Source organism: Variovorax sp. GW821-FHT09B05 (assembly GCF_059418265.1).
Window position 1 is genome coordinate 233,514 of record NZ_JBWKPN010000002.1, and the last position, 16,813, is coordinate 250,326.

The 16,813-nt window shown below is 71.6% G+C and carries 17 protein-coding genes; 6 read left to right on the forward strand and 11 right to left on the reverse strand.

The annotated features are described in order from the left end of the window. Positions 1–36: 36 nt before the first annotated feature. Entirely contained in the window at positions 37–900 is an 864-nt protein-coding gene (locus AC07RM_RS05910) for a LysR family transcriptional regulator (RefSeq protein WP_398493889.1), read from the forward strand. A gap of 102 nt (positions 901–1,002) precedes the next feature. Here the strand turns inward: AC07RM_RS05910 and AC07RM_RS05915 are convergent, their stop codons facing one another. After that, positions 1,003–1,569, reverse strand: coding sequence for a DUF4865 family protein (locus AC07RM_RS05915; RefSeq protein ID WP_495333723.1), 567 nt, complete (start codon positions 1,567–1,569; stop codon positions 1,003–1,005). A 113-nt stretch (positions 1,570–1,682) separates the two neighbouring features. After that, entirely contained in the window at positions 1,683–2,387 is a 705-nt protein-coding gene (locus AC07RM_RS05920; protein WP_495333725.1) for a GntR family transcriptional regulator, read from the reverse strand. Positions 2,388–2,520: 133 nt separating this feature from the next. On the opposite strand from AC07RM_RS05920, the gene AC07RM_RS05925 reads away from it, so the two are divergent. Both AC07RM_RS05925 and AC07RM_RS05930 read left to right on the forward strand, forming a co-directional pair. Beyond that, the gene (locus AC07RM_RS05925; RefSeq protein WP_495333728.1) at positions 2,521–3,531 is read left to right on the forward strand and encodes a VOC family protein; all 1,011 of its coding nucleotides are present in this window, start codon (positions 2,521–2,523) and stop codon (positions 3,529–3,531) included. 46 nt (positions 3,532–3,577) lie between these two features. Further along, positions 3,578–4,432 carry a fumarylacetoacetate hydrolase family protein gene (locus tag AC07RM_RS05930; RefSeq protein WP_057594263.1) on the forward strand — a complete coding sequence of 285 codons (855 nt, stop codon included), beginning with the start codon at positions 3,578–3,580 and terminating at the stop codon, positions 4,430–4,432. A 16-nt stretch (positions 4,433–4,448) separates the two neighbouring features. On the opposite strand, the gene AC07RM_RS05935 is transcribed toward AC07RM_RS05930, so the two are convergent. The 9 genes from AC07RM_RS05935 to AC07RM_RS05975 form a co-directional block, all read right to left on the reverse strand. Next, on the reverse strand, positions 4,449–5,174 hold the full coding sequence (locus AC07RM_RS05935) for an ABC transporter ATP-binding protein (protein ID WP_495333730.1): 726 nt from the start codon (positions 5,172–5,174) through the stop codon (positions 4,449–4,451). Next, a complete protein-coding gene (locus tag AC07RM_RS05940; protein ID WP_495333732.1) occupies positions 5,171–5,938 on the reverse strand; it encodes an ABC transporter ATP-binding protein in 768 nt (255 codons plus the stop codon). Before AC07RM_RS05940 ends, AC07RM_RS05935 begins: the two co-directional genes overlap by 4 nt. After that, entirely contained in the window at positions 5,935–6,951 is a 1,017-nt protein-coding gene (locus AC07RM_RS05945; protein WP_093342540.1) for a branched-chain amino acid ABC transporter permease, read from the reverse strand. Before AC07RM_RS05945 ends, AC07RM_RS05940 begins: the two co-directional genes overlap by 4 nt. Positions 6,952–6,985: 34 nt before the next feature. Then, the gene (locus AC07RM_RS05950) at positions 6,986–7,858 is read right to left on the reverse strand and encodes a branched-chain amino acid ABC transporter permease (protein WP_495333735.1); all 873 of its coding nucleotides are present in this window, start codon (positions 7,856–7,858) and stop codon (positions 6,986–6,988) included. A gap of 10 nt (positions 7,859–7,868) precedes the next feature. Next, a complete protein-coding gene (locus AC07RM_RS05955) occupies positions 7,869–9,113 on the reverse strand; it encodes an ABC transporter substrate-binding protein (protein ID WP_208509667.1) in 1,245 nt (414 codons plus the stop codon). Between the two features lie 74 nt (positions 9,114–9,187). Continuing rightward, a complete protein-coding gene (locus AC07RM_RS05960; protein ID WP_495333737.1) occupies positions 9,188–11,575 on the reverse strand; it encodes a xanthine dehydrogenase family protein molybdopterin-binding subunit in 2,388 nt (795 codons plus the stop codon). Then, complete coding sequence (locus AC07RM_RS05965) at positions 11,572–12,105, reverse strand: (2Fe-2S)-binding protein (RefSeq protein WP_495334167.1); 534 nt, start codon at positions 12,103–12,105, stop codon at positions 11,572–11,574. The genes AC07RM_RS05960 and AC07RM_RS05965 overlap by 4 nt, the downstream gene beginning before the upstream one ends. Further along, positions 12,105–12,974, reverse strand: a complete 870-nt coding sequence (locus tag AC07RM_RS05970) for an FAD binding domain-containing protein (protein ID WP_495333739.1) — start codon at positions 12,972–12,974, stop codon at positions 12,105–12,107. Before AC07RM_RS05970 ends, AC07RM_RS05965 begins: the two co-directional genes overlap by 1 nt. A gap of 16 nt (positions 12,975–12,990) precedes the next feature. Then, on the reverse strand, positions 12,991–13,623 hold the full coding sequence (locus AC07RM_RS05975; RefSeq protein ID WP_495333741.1) for an SRPBCC family protein: 633 nt from the start codon (positions 13,621–13,623) through the stop codon (positions 12,991–12,993). Between the two features lie 148 nt (positions 13,624–13,771). On the opposite strand from AC07RM_RS05975, the gene AC07RM_RS05980 reads away from it, so the two are divergent. The 3 genes from AC07RM_RS05980 (at position 13,772) to AC07RM_RS05990 (ending at position 16,808) form a co-directional block, all read left to right on the forward strand. After that, a complete protein-coding gene (locus tag AC07RM_RS05980) occupies positions 13,772–14,449 on the forward strand; it encodes a TetR/AcrR family transcriptional regulator (protein ID WP_296789122.1) in 678 nt (225 codons plus the stop codon). Between the two features lie 120 nt (positions 14,450–14,569). Next, on the forward strand, positions 14,570–15,520 hold the full coding sequence (locus AC07RM_RS05985) for a sulfurtransferase (RefSeq protein WP_495333743.1): 951 nt from the start codon (positions 14,570–14,572) through the stop codon (positions 15,518–15,520). Positions 15,521–15,626: 106 nt separating this feature from the next. Next, positions 15,627–16,808: a YeeE/YedE family protein gene (locus tag AC07RM_RS05990; RefSeq protein ID WP_495333745.1), complete on the forward strand. Its 1,182-nt coding sequence runs from the start codon at positions 15,627–15,629 to the stop codon at positions 16,806–16,808. The last annotated feature ends 5 nt before the right edge of the window (positions 16,809–16,813 follow it).

Sequence of the window (16,813 nt, forward strand, 5' to 3'; positions counted from 1 at the left end):
CCCCACCGATCCCCCAGCCTTCGACGGGCGCGCGCCATGAAGGCGCTCGACATCGAGGCCGTGCAGGCCTTCGTGCTGGTGGCCGACCTGCGCAGCTTCACGCGCGCGGCCGAGGCGCTCGACGGCACCCAGTCGGCCGTGAGCCTGCGCATCAAGCGGCTCGAGGACGGCCTGGGCCGCCGGCTGCTCGAGCGGACGCCGCGCCGCGTGCGGCTGTCGGCCGAGGGCGATGCCTTCCTGCCCTTTGCGCGCAACCTGCTGGCCGCGCACAGCGGCGCGCTCGATGCCTTCGCGGCGCCGCGCCGCAGGCTGGTGGTGGGCCTGAGCCACCACATCGTCGGCGCCGAGCTGCCGCTGCTGCTGCGCCGCGTGAAGCAGGCCGAGCCCGGCGTGGTGATGGAGGTGCGCATCTCCACCTCGCGCGAACTGCTCGAGGCCTTCGATCGCGGCACGCTCGATGCCGTGCTGGTGCTGCGCCACGACAGCCGCCGGCTCGACGGCGAGGTGCTGTTCGAGGAGCCCTTCGGCTGGATGGCCGCGCCCGACTTCATCCACCGCTCGGGCGAGCCGCTGCCGCTGGCGACGCAGGCCGAGCCCTGCAGCGTGCGGCAGATGGCCGTCACGGCGCTGGCGCAGGGTGGCGTGCCGTGGTCCGAGGTGTTCGTGGGCGGCGGCATCCTCACGGTGGGCGCGGCCGTCTCGGCCGGACTCGCGGTGGCCGCGCTCGGGCGCCGCGTGGCGCCGGCCGGCACGATCGAGGTCGGCCCGGTGCTGGGCCTGCCGCCGCTGCCCGCGCGCGACGTGGTGCTGCATGCGGGCGTGTCCGATGCGCCGGCGCGGCGCGCCCTGAAGTCGCTGTCGGACGCGATGCGCGCGACGGCCGGCGGCCTCACGCGCTGAGCGCGCGCAGGGCGATGGCCGCCACGGCGGTGGCCATCGCCAGCACGGCGGCGCTCGAGAGCACGGCCAGCAGATGGCCCGCGAGCAGGTCGAACGCGGTGCTCATGGCAGCGTCTCCAGGCCCGGCTGCGCGAGGTGCAGCACTTCGTAGATCGCGTCGCCATCGCCTGCATCAGGCGCCTCGGGCGCGTCCGTCAGCAGCGTGAAGCGCACGATCCGCCAGGCGGCCAGGTCGAGCGCGCTCCAGGTCGCGACCACGCCCGCCTCTGGCTCGCGGGCCTGCGCGGCGAACACCGCCGCGCGATCGGCATCGGCATCGAGCGCGCGCTCGCTGCGCCGCAGCCAGGCCGCGCGTTCGGTGCGCGCCGCGCCGGCGCGCGCATCGAGCGGCAGCCAGCTCTCCACGCGCGGCCGGCCGAAGCTGTCGATCACGTTCTGGAAGCGCTCGCCCATCAGGAACGAAGCCGCGGCCGCCGGCTCGCGCCACAGGTAGACCGAGGCGTAGAGGTGGCCGACGGCACGGTGCCGGCCGCGCTCCTGCGCGACGAAGGCCTTGAAGACCAGGCCCTCGGTGTGGTCCCACAGCGGGCCGCGCTGCGCCGCGCGGCGGCGGATGGCTTCCATGTCGTGGCCGGCCGGCAGCCGGTGCGAGTACTGCATCGCGAACATCGTGTCGCTCCTTGCATGCTTTGTTGAAGATGCAGCGAGCTTGCGATGCCGGGCGGGCCGGTTGAAGGGGCCGCGCGATATAGCTGTGATGTGGCGGCGCAATCGCCGCGGGGCTAGGCGCGGCGCTTCGCCGCCTTCGGCGCCTGCGCGCGCAGGCCCTCGACCAGCAGGCGCCCCGTGGTCTGCAGATGCTCGGTGATCAGCGTCTGCGCGGCCTGCACGTCCTTGCCGAGCACCGCGTCGACCAGCGCCTGGTGCTCGCCGCGCACGTCGCGCCGGTCGCCACCCAGCGGCGCCGACAGCTGCCGGTAGCGCTCGCTCTGCTGGTAGAGCATCAGGTGCATGCGCAGCAGCCAGCCGTTGGGGCAGCCGCTCACCAGCGCATGGTGGAACTCGGCATGGGCGGCGGTCCAGTCCTCGCTCAGCAGCGTCTGCGGCAGCTCGTGCTGCAGCTCGGCCAGCCGCGACAGCCGGTGGTGGGCCGACACCACGCGGCCCTCCCATTCGAGGCCGCCATGGCGGATCGCCTCGGCCAGGCAGAGCTTCTCGATCTCGATGCGCGCCTGCACCAGGTCCTCGAGCTCGGGCTCGGAGATCGGGCTGACCCGGAAGCCGCGCGCGGGCTCCGACACCACCAGCGATTCGGCCTCGAGCATGGCCAGCCCCTCGCGCACCGCGCCCGCGCTCACGTCGAGCTCCTCGGCCAGCGCGGCGATGTTGAGCTTGGCGTCGGGCAGCAGGCGGCCGCCGACGATCGCGGCGCGCAGGTGGGTGAACACCAGCCGGGTCTGGCTCATGCCCTTGGTCTTCTCGTTCATCGCGTCCTTTCGCGCCGTGGCGTTGCGTTGGCCCAGATCATACTTGGCAGGCTTTTAAATCTATGATTCAATAAATAATATATTCTTCGAACAAGAAACCACGGATCCACCCGTCCACCGGAGACAAGCCGCCATGACCGCTTCCTCGCTTCGCACCGTCAAGAACCCGCCGCGCGCCGCGCTGCAGGCCGTGCATTCGCTCGACCGCTTCGTGTTCACCGTGCCCGACCTCGCCGAGGCCGAGCGCTTCTATGCCGCCTTCGGCCTCGATCCGCGCCGCGATGGCGGCCGGCTCGACCTCCACACCGTCGGCCATCCGCAGGCCTGGGGTTCGCTCCACGAAGCGCCGGGCCAGCCCAAGAAGCTGCAGTACCTGCGCTTCGGCTGCTTCGCGGAGGACTTCGACGGCATCGCCGCGCGCGCGCAGCAGCTGGGCCTGCCGCGCTGCGAGGCCCATCCGCTGAGCGCGGAGCAGGGCGGCGAGGCCGGTCTCTGGCTGCTGCATCCCGACGGCTTCCCGGTGCAGGTCGTGGTGGCCGCCAAGAGCTCGCCCGAGGCCGCGGGCGAACGCGTGCTCGCGCCGCGTCCGCCGCCGGGCGTGGGCGCGTCACTCAACCGCGCGCGCATCCCGAAGGTGCACCCGCGCCGGCTCTCGCACGTGCTGCTGTTCAGCGCCAAGGTGCCCGAGGCGGTGCGCTTCTTCGAGGAGGCGCTGGGCCTGCGCGTCTCCGATCGCTCGGGCGACCTGATCGTGTTCATGCACGGCGTGCACGGCAGCGACCACCACCTGGTCGCGATGGCCAAGTCGGGCGGGCCCGGCCTGCACCACCTGAGCTGGGACGTGGCCGACATCGACGAGGTCGGCCGCGGCATGGAGCAGATGCTGGCCGCCGGCCATGTGCGCGGCTGGGGCGTGGGGCGCCACGTGCTGGGCTCGAACTACTTCCACTACGTGCGCGATCCCTGGGGCAGCTATTCGGAATATTCGTACGACATCGACTTCGTGCCCGGCGACTTCGACTGGCCCGCCGCCGACCATCCGCCCGAAGACTCCTTCTATGCCTGGGGCCCGCGCGTGCCCGAGGACTTCGTCACCAACTTCGAGATCGAGCCCGCGCCGCCGGCCGCCGATCCCGCCGCCTGATCGTTTCGCGTTTCTCTTCCTCTTTCACCCACCACAAGGAACTCCCATGCGCCTCCTGGCCTTTCAAAGCAGCGGCAAGCCCGCCCTCGGTCTTCGTCTTGGCGACGAAGTCGTGAACCTCAGCGCCGAAGGCCTGCCCGCCACGCTCGACGAGCTGCTGCGCGCCGGCCCCGAGGGCCTGGCCGCCGCGCGCCGCGCCGGCGAGAGCGCGCGCAGCCGGCTGCCGCTGGCCGGCCTCGACTGGCTGCCGCCCGTGCAGTCGCCCGCCAAGGCGATCGCGGTCGGCCTCAACTACATCGACCATGCGGCCGAGAGCAAGTTCGACCCGCCGACCTACCCGGTGCTGTTCCATCGCTTCGCCTCCTCGTGGGTCGGCCACGGCAAGGCGCTCGAGCGCCCGCACGTCTCGACCCAGTTCGACTACGAGGGCGAGCTGGTCATCGTGATCGGCAAGGCCGGTCGCTACATCGCCAAGGACCAGGCGCTCGACCACGTGGCCGGCTACTCGGTGTTCAACGACGGCTCGATCCGCGACTACCAGTTCAAGTCGGCGCAATGGATGATGGGCAAGAACTTCGACCGCTCGGGCTCGTTCGGCCCCGAGTTCGTGACCGCCGACGAGCTGCCCGCGGGCGCCGCCGGCCTGAAGCTGCAGACCCGGCTCAACGGCCAGGTGCTGCAGGACGCCAACACGCGCGACATGATCTTCGACGTGGCGACGCTGGTGTCGGTGTGCTCCGAGCCCTTCGCGCTGCAGCCCGGCGACATCATCATCGCGGGCACGCCCTCGGGCGTGGGCCTGGCGCGCAAGCCGCAGGTCTTCATGAAGGCCGGCGACGTCTGCGAGGTCGAGATCGAGGGCGTGGGCCTGCTGTCGAACCCGGTGGTCGACGGCGCCTGAGCCAGGCCCGGGCGCGCTACACCGAGCAGTAGCGCTCCTGGATCTCGCGGTCGGCCAGCAGCTCGGCCGCGCCCGCGTGGTGCGCGATGCAGCCCTGGTCGACGATGTAGGCGCGGTCCGCGATCGACAGCGCCAGCTCGACGTTCTGCTCCACCAGCAGCAGCGTCTTGCCGGCGCGCTTCCAGGCCGCGAACAGCGCGAACATCTCGTCCACCAGCACCGGCATGATCCCCTCGCTGGGCTCGTCGAGCATCACCAGCTTGGGGTGCGCCACCATCGCGCGCGCGATCGCCAGCATCTGCTGCTCGCCGCCCGACATCGTGACCGCCACCTGCGCGAGCCGCTCCTTGAGGCGCGGAAAGGTCTGCGCCACCTCGTCGATCAGTTCCTGCTCGCGCGCGTGCCGGCCCGAGGCCAGGATGCCCAGGCGCAGGTTCTCGAGCACCGTGAGCCCGGGCACGATGCGGCGCTCCTCGAACACGTAGGCCAGCCCCTGGTGGAAGCGCCGGTGCGGCGGCAGGCCCAGAAGCGACACGCCGTCGAACAGCACGCTGCCGCGCGTGCGGCCCATCAGGCCCATGATGCTGCGCATGATCGTGGTCTTGCCCGCGCCGTTGCGCCCGATCAGGCAGACGATCTCGCCCGCGTGCACCTCGAGGTCGATGCCCTGCAGGATGTGGCTGCGGCCGTACCAGGCCTCGAGCTTCTGCACCGCGAGCAGCGGCGGTTGCGATGGGGTCATCGGTGTTGCCCTCCGTGGCCGAGGTAGACGCGCTGCACGTCCTCGTTGGCGCGGATCTCCGTGGGACTGCCCTGGGCCAGCAGGCGGCCCTGGTGCAGCACCACGATGCGGTCGCTCACGCCCATGATCAGTTTCATCTTGTGCTCCACCAGCGCCACCGTGCGTTCGGCCACCAGCGCGAGGATCAGGTCCATCACCGAGCGCGTCTCCTCGGGGCTCATGCCGGCCGTGGGCTCGTCGAGCAGCAGCAGCTTCGGGTCGCTCGCGAGCGCCACCGCGATCTCGAGCGCGCGCTGCTCGCCGTGCGAGAGCCGCTCGGCGCGAAAGCCGCGCTTGTCCTGCAGCTGCACCCGCTCGAGCAGCCGCTCGGCCTTCTCGATCCAGTCGCGGCGCGCGGCGCGCGGGCGCCAGCAGTCGAAGCCGCTGTCGAGTGCCTGCACCGCCACGCGCACGTTCTCCAGCACCGTGAGGTCGGGGAACAGGTTGGTCACCTGGAAGGACTTGGCGATGCCCAGGTGCGCGAAGCGGTGCTGGGCCAGCCCGGTGATGTCGCGGCCGTCGAAGCGGATCTCGCCCGCGCTCGGCGCGAAGGCGCCCGAGACCATGTTGAAGAAGGTCGACTTGCCCGCGCCGTTGGGACCGATGATCGCGGTGAGCTGCCCGCGCGGGAAGCTCACGCCGATGTCCTCGTTGGCGGTGAACTGGCCGAAGCGCTTGGTGAGGCCGCGCGTCTCGAGGATGGCGTCCCGATGCGTGGTCGTCATCGTTCCATCCTCGCGAGCAGCGTGCCCCAGATGCCCTTCGGGAAGAACAGCACCAGCGCGATGAAGATCACCCCGACGATCAGCTGCCAGCGCTCGGTCACGGCCGTCAACGCATGCTCCATCGCGAGGAACACGCCGGCGCCCACGAAGGGCCCGAAGAAGGTGCCCATGCCGCCGAGCAGCGTGACCATCATCACCTGGCCCGAGGTGTGGTACGACAGGGTGTCGATGCCCACGGTCGCGAGGTTGATCGCCGTCAGCGCGCCGGCCAGCCCGCAGAACAGGCCCGAGATCACGAACGACAGCAGCTTGGCGCGCTCCACGTCGAAGCCCGAGGCGCGGGCGCGCTGCTCGTTCTCGCGCACCGCCTCGAGCACCGCGCCGAACGGCGACTGCAGGATGCGCGACAGCAGCCACACGGCCAGCGCCACGAAGCAGAGCATGAAGTAGTAGCGGTTCAGCGGCTGCAGCAGGTCGACCTGCCAGCCGCCGAGGCGCAGCGTGGGCACGTTCACGCCGCGCAGGCCGTTGTCGCCGCCGGTCAGCGAGGTCGCGTGGAAGGCCGCGAAGTACACGCACTGCGCGAGCGACAGCGTGACCATCGCGAAGTAGATGCCGCGCGTGCGGATCGCGAGCGCGCCGATGGCCAGCGCCACCAGCCCGCCGAGCGCGATGCCCGCCGCCACGGCCAGCGGCCAGGGCAGGCCGTGGCTGGCGATCAGGATGCCGCAGGCATAGGCGCCGCTGCCGTAGAAGGCCGCGTGGCCGAACGACAGCTTGCCGGTGTAGCCGAAGGTCAGGTTGTAGCCCGCGGCGAACAGGCCGAACAGCAGGATGTTGATCGCCATCGCGTGGAAGGGAACGACCAGCGGGAACAGCGCGAGCACCGCGATGCTCAGCGGCACGCGGTGGCGCGTGGCCGCCTCGCGCAGCCGTCGCGCGCCCGGGGCCGCGGCGGCTTCGGCGCGCGGCGCGCGCAGTGGGGGCGGGGAGGAGGAAGTGGTGGTGGACATGGTCTGGAAAGCGTTGGAAGCGAAGGGCGCGCCTTCAGTCGCGCGCGCCGAACAGCCCGTTGGGCCGCAGGATCAGCACCGCGGCCATCAGCGCGAAGATGGCGAGTTCGGCGAGCTCGGGCTGGAACAGCGTGGTCATCGCCACCACCACGCCCACCAGCAGGCCGGCCACGATGGCGCCGACCAGCGAGCCCATGCCGCCGATCACGGTGACCACGAAGGCTTCGATCAGCACCGAGCCGCCCATCTCGGGATTCACCCCGCGCAGCGGCGCCGCCAGCAGCCCGGCCAGGCCCGCGAGCGCGGTGCCGAGGCCGAAGATCAGGAGCCACACGCGGCCCACGTCGATGCCCAGCACCTTGAGCACCAGCGGATCGCGCGCGCCGGCGCGGATCACCAGGCCCAGGCGCGTCTTCTCGATGAACAGCCACAGCGCCAGCAGCAGCGCCGCGCACAGGCCGAGCAGGAACAGCCGGTAGAGCGGGAACACGCCGAAGCCCAGGTCGACCGCGCCGCGCAGCGCCTCGGGCGTGGCGAAGGCCTCGCCCTCCACGCCCCAGACCATGCGCACGCCGTCGACCAGCACGTAGGCCAGGCCGAAGGTCAGCAGCAGCGGGTAGTCGACGCCGCGGCCGTACAGCGGCCGGATCAGCCAGCGCTCGGCCACCAGCCCCAGCAGGCCGACCGCGAGCGGCACCAGCAGCAGGCACCACCAGAAGCTGCCGGTGAGGCCGTAGGCGTAGACCGCCACGTAGGCGCCCAGCATGTAGAAGGCGCCGTGCGCGAAGTTGACCACGCCCAGCAGCCCGAAGATGAGCGACAGGCCGACGGCCACCAGCACGTAGATGGCACCGAGCGCCAGGCCCACGAAGAGCTGCTGGAGCAGCAGGGAGACGGAGAGTTCCACGGCGAGGCTCTCAGGCGTGGCCCAGCTCGGCGCAGCTGCGCATGCGCGCCTCGTCGGGTGCCTCGGTGGCGACGATGCGGAAGATGTCGTCCTTGCCCTTGGCCTGCGCGGCGGGCTTCGACTCCACGATCAGCACCGACTGCACCGACTGGTGGTCGCAGGCGCGGTAATAGGTCGGCCCCTTGTAGGCGTCGCTCCTGAGGGCCTGCAGCGCCTCGGCCACGCGGTCGCTGTCGGTGCTGTTGGCCTGCCTGGCCGCGGCCAGCAGGTTGCGCACGCCCGCATAGCCCAGGCCCGCGTAGTCGGTCGGCGCGGTGCCGCCGTTGGCCGCGCGAAACGCCGTGTTGAAGGCGCGCGCCGAGGGCGTGCTCTCCTCCATGCCCCAGTAGTAGCCGGTGCCGCCGATGATGTCGGCATACACCTCGTGGCCGTCGACCATGCGGCCCGAGTGCATCAGGAGCGGCGCGATGATCTTCGACTTCTGCTTGACGCCGAAGTCGCCGGCCTGGCGGAAGGCGATCGACTGGTCGCGGCCGAAGTTGCAGACCACCAGCACGTCGGGCTTGAGCGCGAGGATGCGCGGGAAGTAGCTCGAGAAGTCGGTCTGGCCCAGCGGATGGCGGATGTCGGCCAGCACCTCGATGCCGAAGGCCTTGCCGGCCGCGAGGAAGCCGCGCGACATCTCGTGGCCGTAGGCGTAGTCGGCCGTGAGGAAGACCACGCGCTTGCCCATCTTCGGGAAGGCGTAGCGCGCCACCGCGCCCGCGGTCATGTGCGGGTTCAGGCACTCGTGGAAGGTGTACTTGCTGAAGTCCTTGGCCTCGTTGATCGAGTCGGACTGGCTCACCGAGTTGTAGATGATCTTGCGCTGCCTGGTCGCGTTGTTGACCGACAGCTGCACCGCCGCCGACACCGAGCCCACGATGAAGTGCGCGCGGTCCTTCTCGATCAGCTCGACCGTGCGCGTGACGGCCTCCTGCGGGTTGAGCTTGTCGTCGCGCACCAGCAGCTCGGCGCGCCGGCCGCCGGCCGCGTTGAACTCCTTGACCGCGAGTTCGGCGCCCTGCTGCACCGCGCGCGCCTCGGCCGCGAAGGGCCCGGTCAGCGGGATCGGCAGGCCGACGCGGAACGGTTCGTTCTGCGCCAGCGCGCGCAGCGGCAGCGCGGCACCCGAGGCCAGCAGGGCGCCGCCGGCGGCCTGCAGCACGGTGCGCCGGCGCAGCGAGGGGGAGGGAAGGTCGAGGGGCGAGGTCATGGCGTGTCTCCTTGTCGTTCGGGTCAATGCAAGCGATGAAGGCGCGGGCCCGGGGGCGACCGCGCGGCCGGAAATCAGATGCGCCCGAGGGCGCGCAGCACTTTCTCGGGGGTCACGGGCTGTTCCGACACGTGGGCGCCGAAGGGCCGCAGCGCATCGTTGATCGCGTTGAGCACGGCGGCCGGCGCACCCGCCGTGCCGGCCTCGCCCGCGCCCTTGGCGCCGAGTTGCGAGGTGCGCGTGGGGGTCTCGATGTGGGCCACCTCGATGTCGGGCATCTCGAAGGCCATCGGCACCAGGTAGTCGGCCATGCTGCCGTTGCGCATCAGGCCGTGGTCGTCGTAGAGGCATTCCTCGTACAGCACGCCGCCGATGCCCTGCACCACGGCGCCGCGGATCTGTTCGTCGACCAGCATCGGGTTGAGCACGCGCCCGCAGTCCTCCACCACCCAGTGGCGCAGCAGCCGCACGAAGCCGGTGTCGACGTCGACCTCGACATACGAGGCCTGCACGCCGTTGGTGAAGACGAAGGGATAGTCGCGCTGCGCATAGTGGCGCGTGACCACCAGCTCGGGCTGGAAGCCCGCGGGCAGCAGGTCGGGGCGGAAGTGCGCGAGCCGGCCGAGCTCGGCCAGGTCGGACAGCGTGTCGCCCGTGGCCAGGCAGCGCACCTCGCCGTGCGCGATCGTCAGGCCCTCGGCCGGCCGCTTGAGGTGCGCGGCCGCGAGCGCCAGGATGTGGCGGCGCAGGTCGCGGCTCGCGAGCAGCACGGCCTCGCCGCCGATGCCCGCGCCGCGCGAGGCCCAGGTGCCGCCGCCGTAGGGCGTGGCCGCGGTGTCGCCGGTCAGCACGCGCACCGAGGCCATCGGCAGGCCCAGCGTGTCGGCCACGATCTGCGCGAAGATGGTCTCGGTGCCCTGGCCCTGTTCGCCCACGCCGGTGGCGCAGTGCACCACGCCGGTGGGGTCGAGCCGCACGGTCGCGCCATCCTGCGCCGCGATGCGCGCGCCGCCCACGCCGTAGAAGGCCGGGCCGGGATTGGTCAGCTCGATCAGCGCCGCCAGGCCGATGCCGCGGTGCACGCCGCGCTCGCGCAGCGCGGCCTGCTCGCGGCGCAGCGCGCCGTAGTCCATCAGCGTCTCGATGCGGTCCAGGCAGGCCTGGTGCGACAGCCCCTCGAGCAGGATGCCCGAGGCACCCTGGCGCGGATAGCTGCCGTCCTCCATCACGTTGCGGCGGCGCAGTTCGAGCGGGTCGATGCCCAGCTTCGCCGCGGCGAGGTCGACCAGCCCCTCGGTCACGGTGCAGGCGATCGGATGGCCGACGCCGCGGTACTGGCTGGTCTGCACCTTGTTGAGGAAGGCGACATCGAGCGTGGCCTTGTAGTGCGCGTGCTTGTACGGGCCACCCGTGATGTTGATGACCTGGTTGCCCTCGATCGCGCTGGTGCGCGGGAACATCGAGAACGGGCCGATGCCCGTGAGGTCGTCGATCTGGAACGCCAGCATGCGGCCGTCGCGCGCCAGCGCGAGCCGCGCCTTCACGCGGTGCTCGCGCGCATGCACGTCGGTGACGAAGGACTCGAGCCGGTCGGCGACGAACTTGACGGGCCGCCCCAGCAGCACCGACAGCGCCACCGTCGCGAAGTCGTCGGCATAGGCATGCACCTTGATGCCGAAGGAACCGCCGACGTCGCGGCAGACCACGCGCACGTCGGCCTCCTGCAGGCCGAGCTGGCGCGCATAGAGGTCGGCCATCATGTGCGGCGCCTGGTGCGAGTGGTGCACCACGAGGCGCCGGCCGGTGGGCGTGAAGTCGGCCAGCACGGCGCGCGGCTCCAGCGTCACGCCGGTGTGGCGGCCGAAGCGGAACTCGTCCTCGACCACCACGTCGGCGCCCTCGAACACCGCTTCCACGCCGCCGGTGTCGATCTCGCGGTGGAAGCACAGGTTGCTGCCGAGCTCGGGATGGATCACCGGCGTGGCGGCATCGAGCGCGGTGTCCATGTGCACCGCGGCGGGCAGCGGCTCCCATTCGACCTGGACCGCGTCGAGCGCGTCCTCGGCCAGCGCCCGGGTGCGGCCGAGGATGGCGAGCACCGCCTCGCCCTGCCAGGTTGCGCGCTCGATCGCCAGCGCATGCTGCGGCGGCGAGCGCATGCCCGCCAGGTGCTTGAGCGTGCCGACCCAGGGCGCGCAGACCGCCGCGAGCTGGCGGCCGTCGACGATGGCCGCGATGCCCGGCATGCGGCGCGCCGCCTCGGCATCGATGCGCACGATGCGCGCATGCGCATGCGGGCTGCGCAGGTAGACCACGTGCAGCATGCGCGGCAGTTCGAGGTCGTCGACGTAGTTCGCGCGGCCCTGCGTGAGCCGCTGCATGTTGGGTCGCTCGATCGACTGGCCGATGTAGCGCTGCGCCTCGATCTCGCGCACCGGCGCGGGGAGGGTGAGGTCGTTCATGCCGCGCTCCCCGCGGCGCCGGTACAGCCGCCGCATCGTGCCTGCCGTTCCTGCCCGGCCAGCGCGATCGCGTCGACGATCGCGTGGTAGCCCGTGCAGCGGCAGTAGTTGCCCGAGATCTGTTCGCGGATCGTTTCGCGGCCCGGGCAGGGCGTGCGTTCGAGCAGCGCATGCGCGGTCAGCAGCATGCCCGAGGTGCAGGCGCCGCACTGCGCGGCATTGCGCGCCGAGAAGCTGCGCTGCAGGTCGGCGAGCGTGCCGGCGTCGGACAGGCCCTCGATGGTCTCGATGCGCCGGCCGTCGGCCTGCACCGCGAGCACCAGGCAGCCGCGCGCGATCTCGCCGTCGATCAGCACCGTGCAGGCGCCGCACACGCCGTGCTCGCAGCCCACGCGCGTGCCCTTGAGGCCGATCTCGTCGCGCAGCCAGTCGACCAGGTGCTGGCGCGGCTCCACGCGGCAGGCGTGCACCTCGCCGTTGACCTCGATGCGCACCGCGAGCTGGAGGTCGTGGGTGTCGGTGGTGTCCATCACTGGGCGGTCTCCGGTTGCAGCACGCGCTCGACCGCGCGCCGCAGCAGCACGCCGGCCAGGTGGCGCTTGGCCGCGGCGCTGCTGTGCAGGTCGGCATCGGGCTGCATGTCCTCGTCGAGGCTCAGCACGGCGGCCTCGAGCGTGCTTTCGTCGGCCTGCGTGCCGGCCAGCCGGGTCTCGGCGCCGAGCGCGCGCATCGGCGTGTTGCCCATGCCGAAGAAGGCGATGCGCAGGTCGGACAGCCGGCCCTCGTGCACGTCGGCGGCCAGCGCGATGCCCACGATGGCGTAGTCGCCATGGCGCCGCGCCAGTTCGGCGAAGGCGAAGCGGCGCGCCGGGCCAGGCAGCGGGAACTCGAGCGCCACCAGCACCTCGTGCGCGCGCAGGTCGGTCTGGTAGAGGTCGATGAAGAAGTCGCCGGCCATCACGCGGCGCTCGCGCTGGCCGTCGCTCACGATCAGCTCCGCATCGGCCGCGAGCGCGCAGGCCGGCCATTCGGCCGCGGGATCGGCGAAGGCGATCGAGCCGCCGAGCGTGCCGCGGTTGCGGATCGCCGCATGCGCCACGTGCGGCGCGGCCTGCGACAGCAGCGGCAGCCGCTGCGCGATCAGTTCCGAGCATTCGATGTCGACGTGCCGCACCAGCGCGCCGATGCGCAGGAACTCGCCGCGCAGTTCGATGCCGCGCAGCTCGGGCAGGGCGGCGATGTCGATCAGCAGTTGCGGCTTCGACAGCCGCATGTTGAGCGTGGCCAGCAGGGTCTGGCCGCCGGCCAGCACGCGGGCCGCGTCGCCGTGCTCGCGCAGCAGGGCCGAGGTCTGGGCCAGGCTCTGCGCGCGCAGGTAGGAGAAGGCGGGGGCTTTCATCGCGGGCTTTCCTGGCTCAGAACGCGCGGCTCGCGAGCCAGCCGATGCCGCTGCCGATCGCGAGCCACAGCAGGCGCTGCAGTTCGCCGGACCAGGGGCCGAAGCCGGCCGATGCGGTGGCGGCGCGCACGGGTGCCGCCAACGTGGGGGCCGGTTCGCGCCGTGCCTCGGGCCTGTCCGCCGCGGCTTCGAGCACCTGCGCCGCGGGCTTGGGCGCGAGCTGCTCGTTGAGCGCGAGAAAGAACTCGTCGGCCATCTTGCGTGCCGAGGCATTCACCAGCCGGCCGCCGATCTGCCCGAGCTTGCCGCCGACGGACGCCTCGACCGTGTAGGTCAGCCGCGTGCCGTTGCCCTCGGAGGCGAGCGTGACGCGCGATTCGCCCTTGGCCATGCCGGCCGCGCCGCCGCTGCCCTCGAAGGCGATGCGGCAGCTCTGCGGCTCGACCACGTCGAGCCGGCGGATGCGGCCGCTGAAATGCGCGCGCACCGGGCCGATCTTGGCGAACAGCCGCGCCTCCATCTCGTTCTCGCCGAGCCGGCGGATCTCCTCGCAGCCGGGCACGCAGCGCGCCAGCAGCTCGGGATCGTCGAGGGCGCGCCAGACCGTCTCGCGGCCCGCGGGAATCCACTGTTCGCCTTGCAGTTCCATCCGTCGTCTCTTTCTTCGGTGGCGCACCGGGAGCCGGTGCCGTTCGCATGGGCCGGAGTATTTAACGATTGGTCAATAAGATCATTGGTACTTACCATGAGGTAAATTGCGACCCTCCAACGACAACACCGAAGACAACAGCCGTTTCATGAAAGACGCATCCGAAGACCCGAAGAACGTGGCCGTCAAGCCCGCGCGCCAGCGGCTCTCGACCGAGGACCGCGAGCGCCAGATCCTCGACGGCGCGATCGCCTTCTTCTCGGAGCGCGGCCTCGACGGCCAGACGCGCGAGCTGGCGCAGCAGATCGGCATCACGCATCCGCTGCTCTATCACTACTTCCCGAACAAGCGCGCGCTGATCGAGCGCGTGTACGAGGAGGTCTACCTCGAGCGCTGGCAGCAGGAGTGGGAGGAGTGGCTGTCCGACCGTTCCACGCCGCTCGAGGCGCGGCTGGTGCGCTTCTACGGCGCCTATGCGCGCGCGATCCTCACCAAGGAGTGGGTGCGCATCCTGGTGTTCTCGGGGCTGTCCGACGGCTACGTGCCGGGGCAGTACATGGAACTGCTCAAGGAACGGCTGTTCCCGCACATCTGGCGCGAGATGCGCCACGAGCTCGGCCTCACGGGGCGCGCCAGGCCCACCGAGCGCGAGCGCGAGCTGATGTGGGGCATGCACGGCGGGATCTTCTACATCGGCGTGCGGCGCTGGATCTACGCCGAGGCCATGCCCGAGGACCTCGACGCGGTGCTGGCCGACCGCGTGCGCGCCTTCATGCTGGTGGCGCCCGAGGTGTTCGGCCGCAAGGGCGCGAAGCCCTCGGCCTGATCGCGCCGAAGCGGCTGCCGCTTTCAGATGCATTGGTCATAGCCATATCGCAAACGCTTCGTTGGTGAGCGCGCGGCGACTCCCTAAAGTGCGGCCTGCACTTTTCACAAGGAGTTACGCATGTCGATCCTGAGCCGCTGGTGGCGAGCCGCCTCCCTTGCCACGCTGACCTTCATCGCGAGCGCCCCCGTGGCCGTCGCCCAATCCACGGCCGAAGCCGGCGAGGCGCTGGTGTCGACCGAGTGGCTCGAGAAGAACCTCAGGAACGCCAAGGTGCGCGTGATCGAGGTCAGCGTGAACCCCGGCCTCTACGAGCGCGGCCACATCCCCGGCGCGGTCAACTTCTCGTGGCACAACGACCTCAACGACCGCGTGCGCCGCGACATCGTGAGCCAGGCCCAGTTCGAGAAGCTGCTGTCGGCCGCAGGTGTCGACAAGGACACCACCATCGTGCTGTACGGCGACAACAACAACTGGTTTGCGGCCTGGGGTGCCTGGGTGTTCGAGCAGTACGGGTTGAACAACGTCAAGCTGCTCGACGGCGGCCGCAAGAAGTGGGAGGCCGAGAACCGCACGCTCGAGAACCGCACGCCCGAGTACGCCGCCACCGCCTTCAAGGCGAGCCGGCCCGATCCGGCGCTGCGCGCGCGCCTGACCGACGTGGTGGCGGTGGCCGACGGCAAGTCGGACACGCGCCTGGTCGACATCCGCTCGGCCGACGAATACAGCGGCAAGATCTTCGCGCCGCCGGGCGCGGCCGAACTCGCGGTGCGCGCGGGCCACATCCCCGGCGCGGCCAACGTGCCCTGGGGCCGCGCGGTCAACGAGGACGGCACCTTCAAGTCGCCGGCCGAGCTGAAGGCGCTGTACGCCGCCGCCGGCATCGACGGCAGCAAGCCGGTCATCACCTACTGCCGCATCGGCGAGCGCTCGAGCCACACCTGGTTCGCGCTGCACCGCATCCTCGGCTACAAGAACGTGCGCAACTACGACGGCTCGTGGACCGAGTACGGCAACGCCGTCGGCGTGCCGGTGAGCAACCCGAGCGGCACCGTCTGGGCATCGAAGTGAATCGAGGAGAGAAGAAGAACGAGGAGGGTGCGTGAGTCATCACGAGTTGGGTGGCCGTCCGCAGCAAGCGCGGACGGCATTGGGCGAGCCTTCGGGCTCGTTTTTTTTGGATGGCACGGGTGCGGCGCGCTGGCCCGCGCTGGCCACGGCGTCGGTCGTGCTGGTGCTGCTCGCGGCCGGCGTGCACCTGCTCGGCGAGCGCAGCGGCGGTCGCGCGCTGGCCTTCGCGCTCGGCATCGGCGCGGTGCTCGGCATCGTGCTGCAGCGCTCGCGCTTCTGCTTCTATTGCCATGCGCGCGACTACTTCGAGCGCGGCGACGCGCGCGGCCTGCTCGCGATCGTCGCGGCGCTCGCGGTGGGCACGCTCGGCATGCACGTGGTGATGAGCGGTTGGCTGCCGGTGCCGCAGCCGGGCCGGCTGCCGCCCGATGCCCACATCGGCCCGGTGAGCTGGGCACTGGTGCTCGCGGGCCTGGCCTTCGGTGCGGGCATGGTGGTGTCGGGCTCGTGCATCAGCGCGCACTGGTACCGGCTCGGCGAGGGCTCGCCCACCGCGCCGTTCGCGCTCGCGGGCGCGGCGCTGGGCTTCGTGCTCGGCTTCAACACCTGGAACCCGCTCTACAGCGCGACCATCGCCACCGCGCCCGTGCCCTGGCTGCCGCATCACCTCGGCTATGCGGGCTCGGCCGCGCTGCAGCTCGCGGTGCTGGCGTGCGCGAGCGCGCTGCTGTGGCGACGCCTGCCCCCCGCGCGGAACGCTGCGGTGCCCGCGAGCTTCGGCGCCGCGCTGCGCGCGCTGCTGCGAGGACGCTGGCCCTACGTCTGGGGCGGCCTCGCGGTGGGCGCCATCGCCGTGATCGTGGTGCTGCGGCTGCGGCCGCTGGGCGTGACGGCCGCGCTCGGCAGCGCGGCGCGCGCGGCCGGCGAAGGGCAGGGCCTGCTGCCGCAGCGGCTCGAGGGCCTCGACGGCTTCGCGGGCTGCGTCACGGCCGTGGCGCAGAGCCTGTGGCAGACGCCGAACGCGCTGCTGGTCGGCGGCCTCGTCGCCGGCGCCTTCGCGGCCGCGCTCGCGAGCGGGCAGTTCAGGCCCGCGTGGCCGCGGCCGGCGCAGATCGCGCGCGGGCTCGGCGGCGGCCTGCTGCTCGGCTGGGGCGCGATGACCGGCCTGGGCTGCACCGTCGGCAACCTGCTGTCGGGCACCATGGCCGGCGCGCTCTCGGGCTGGGTCTTCGGCGCGGCCGTGCTGCTGGCGGTCTGGGCCGGCCTCAAGCTGCGCTGGGGCAACTGAGCGGC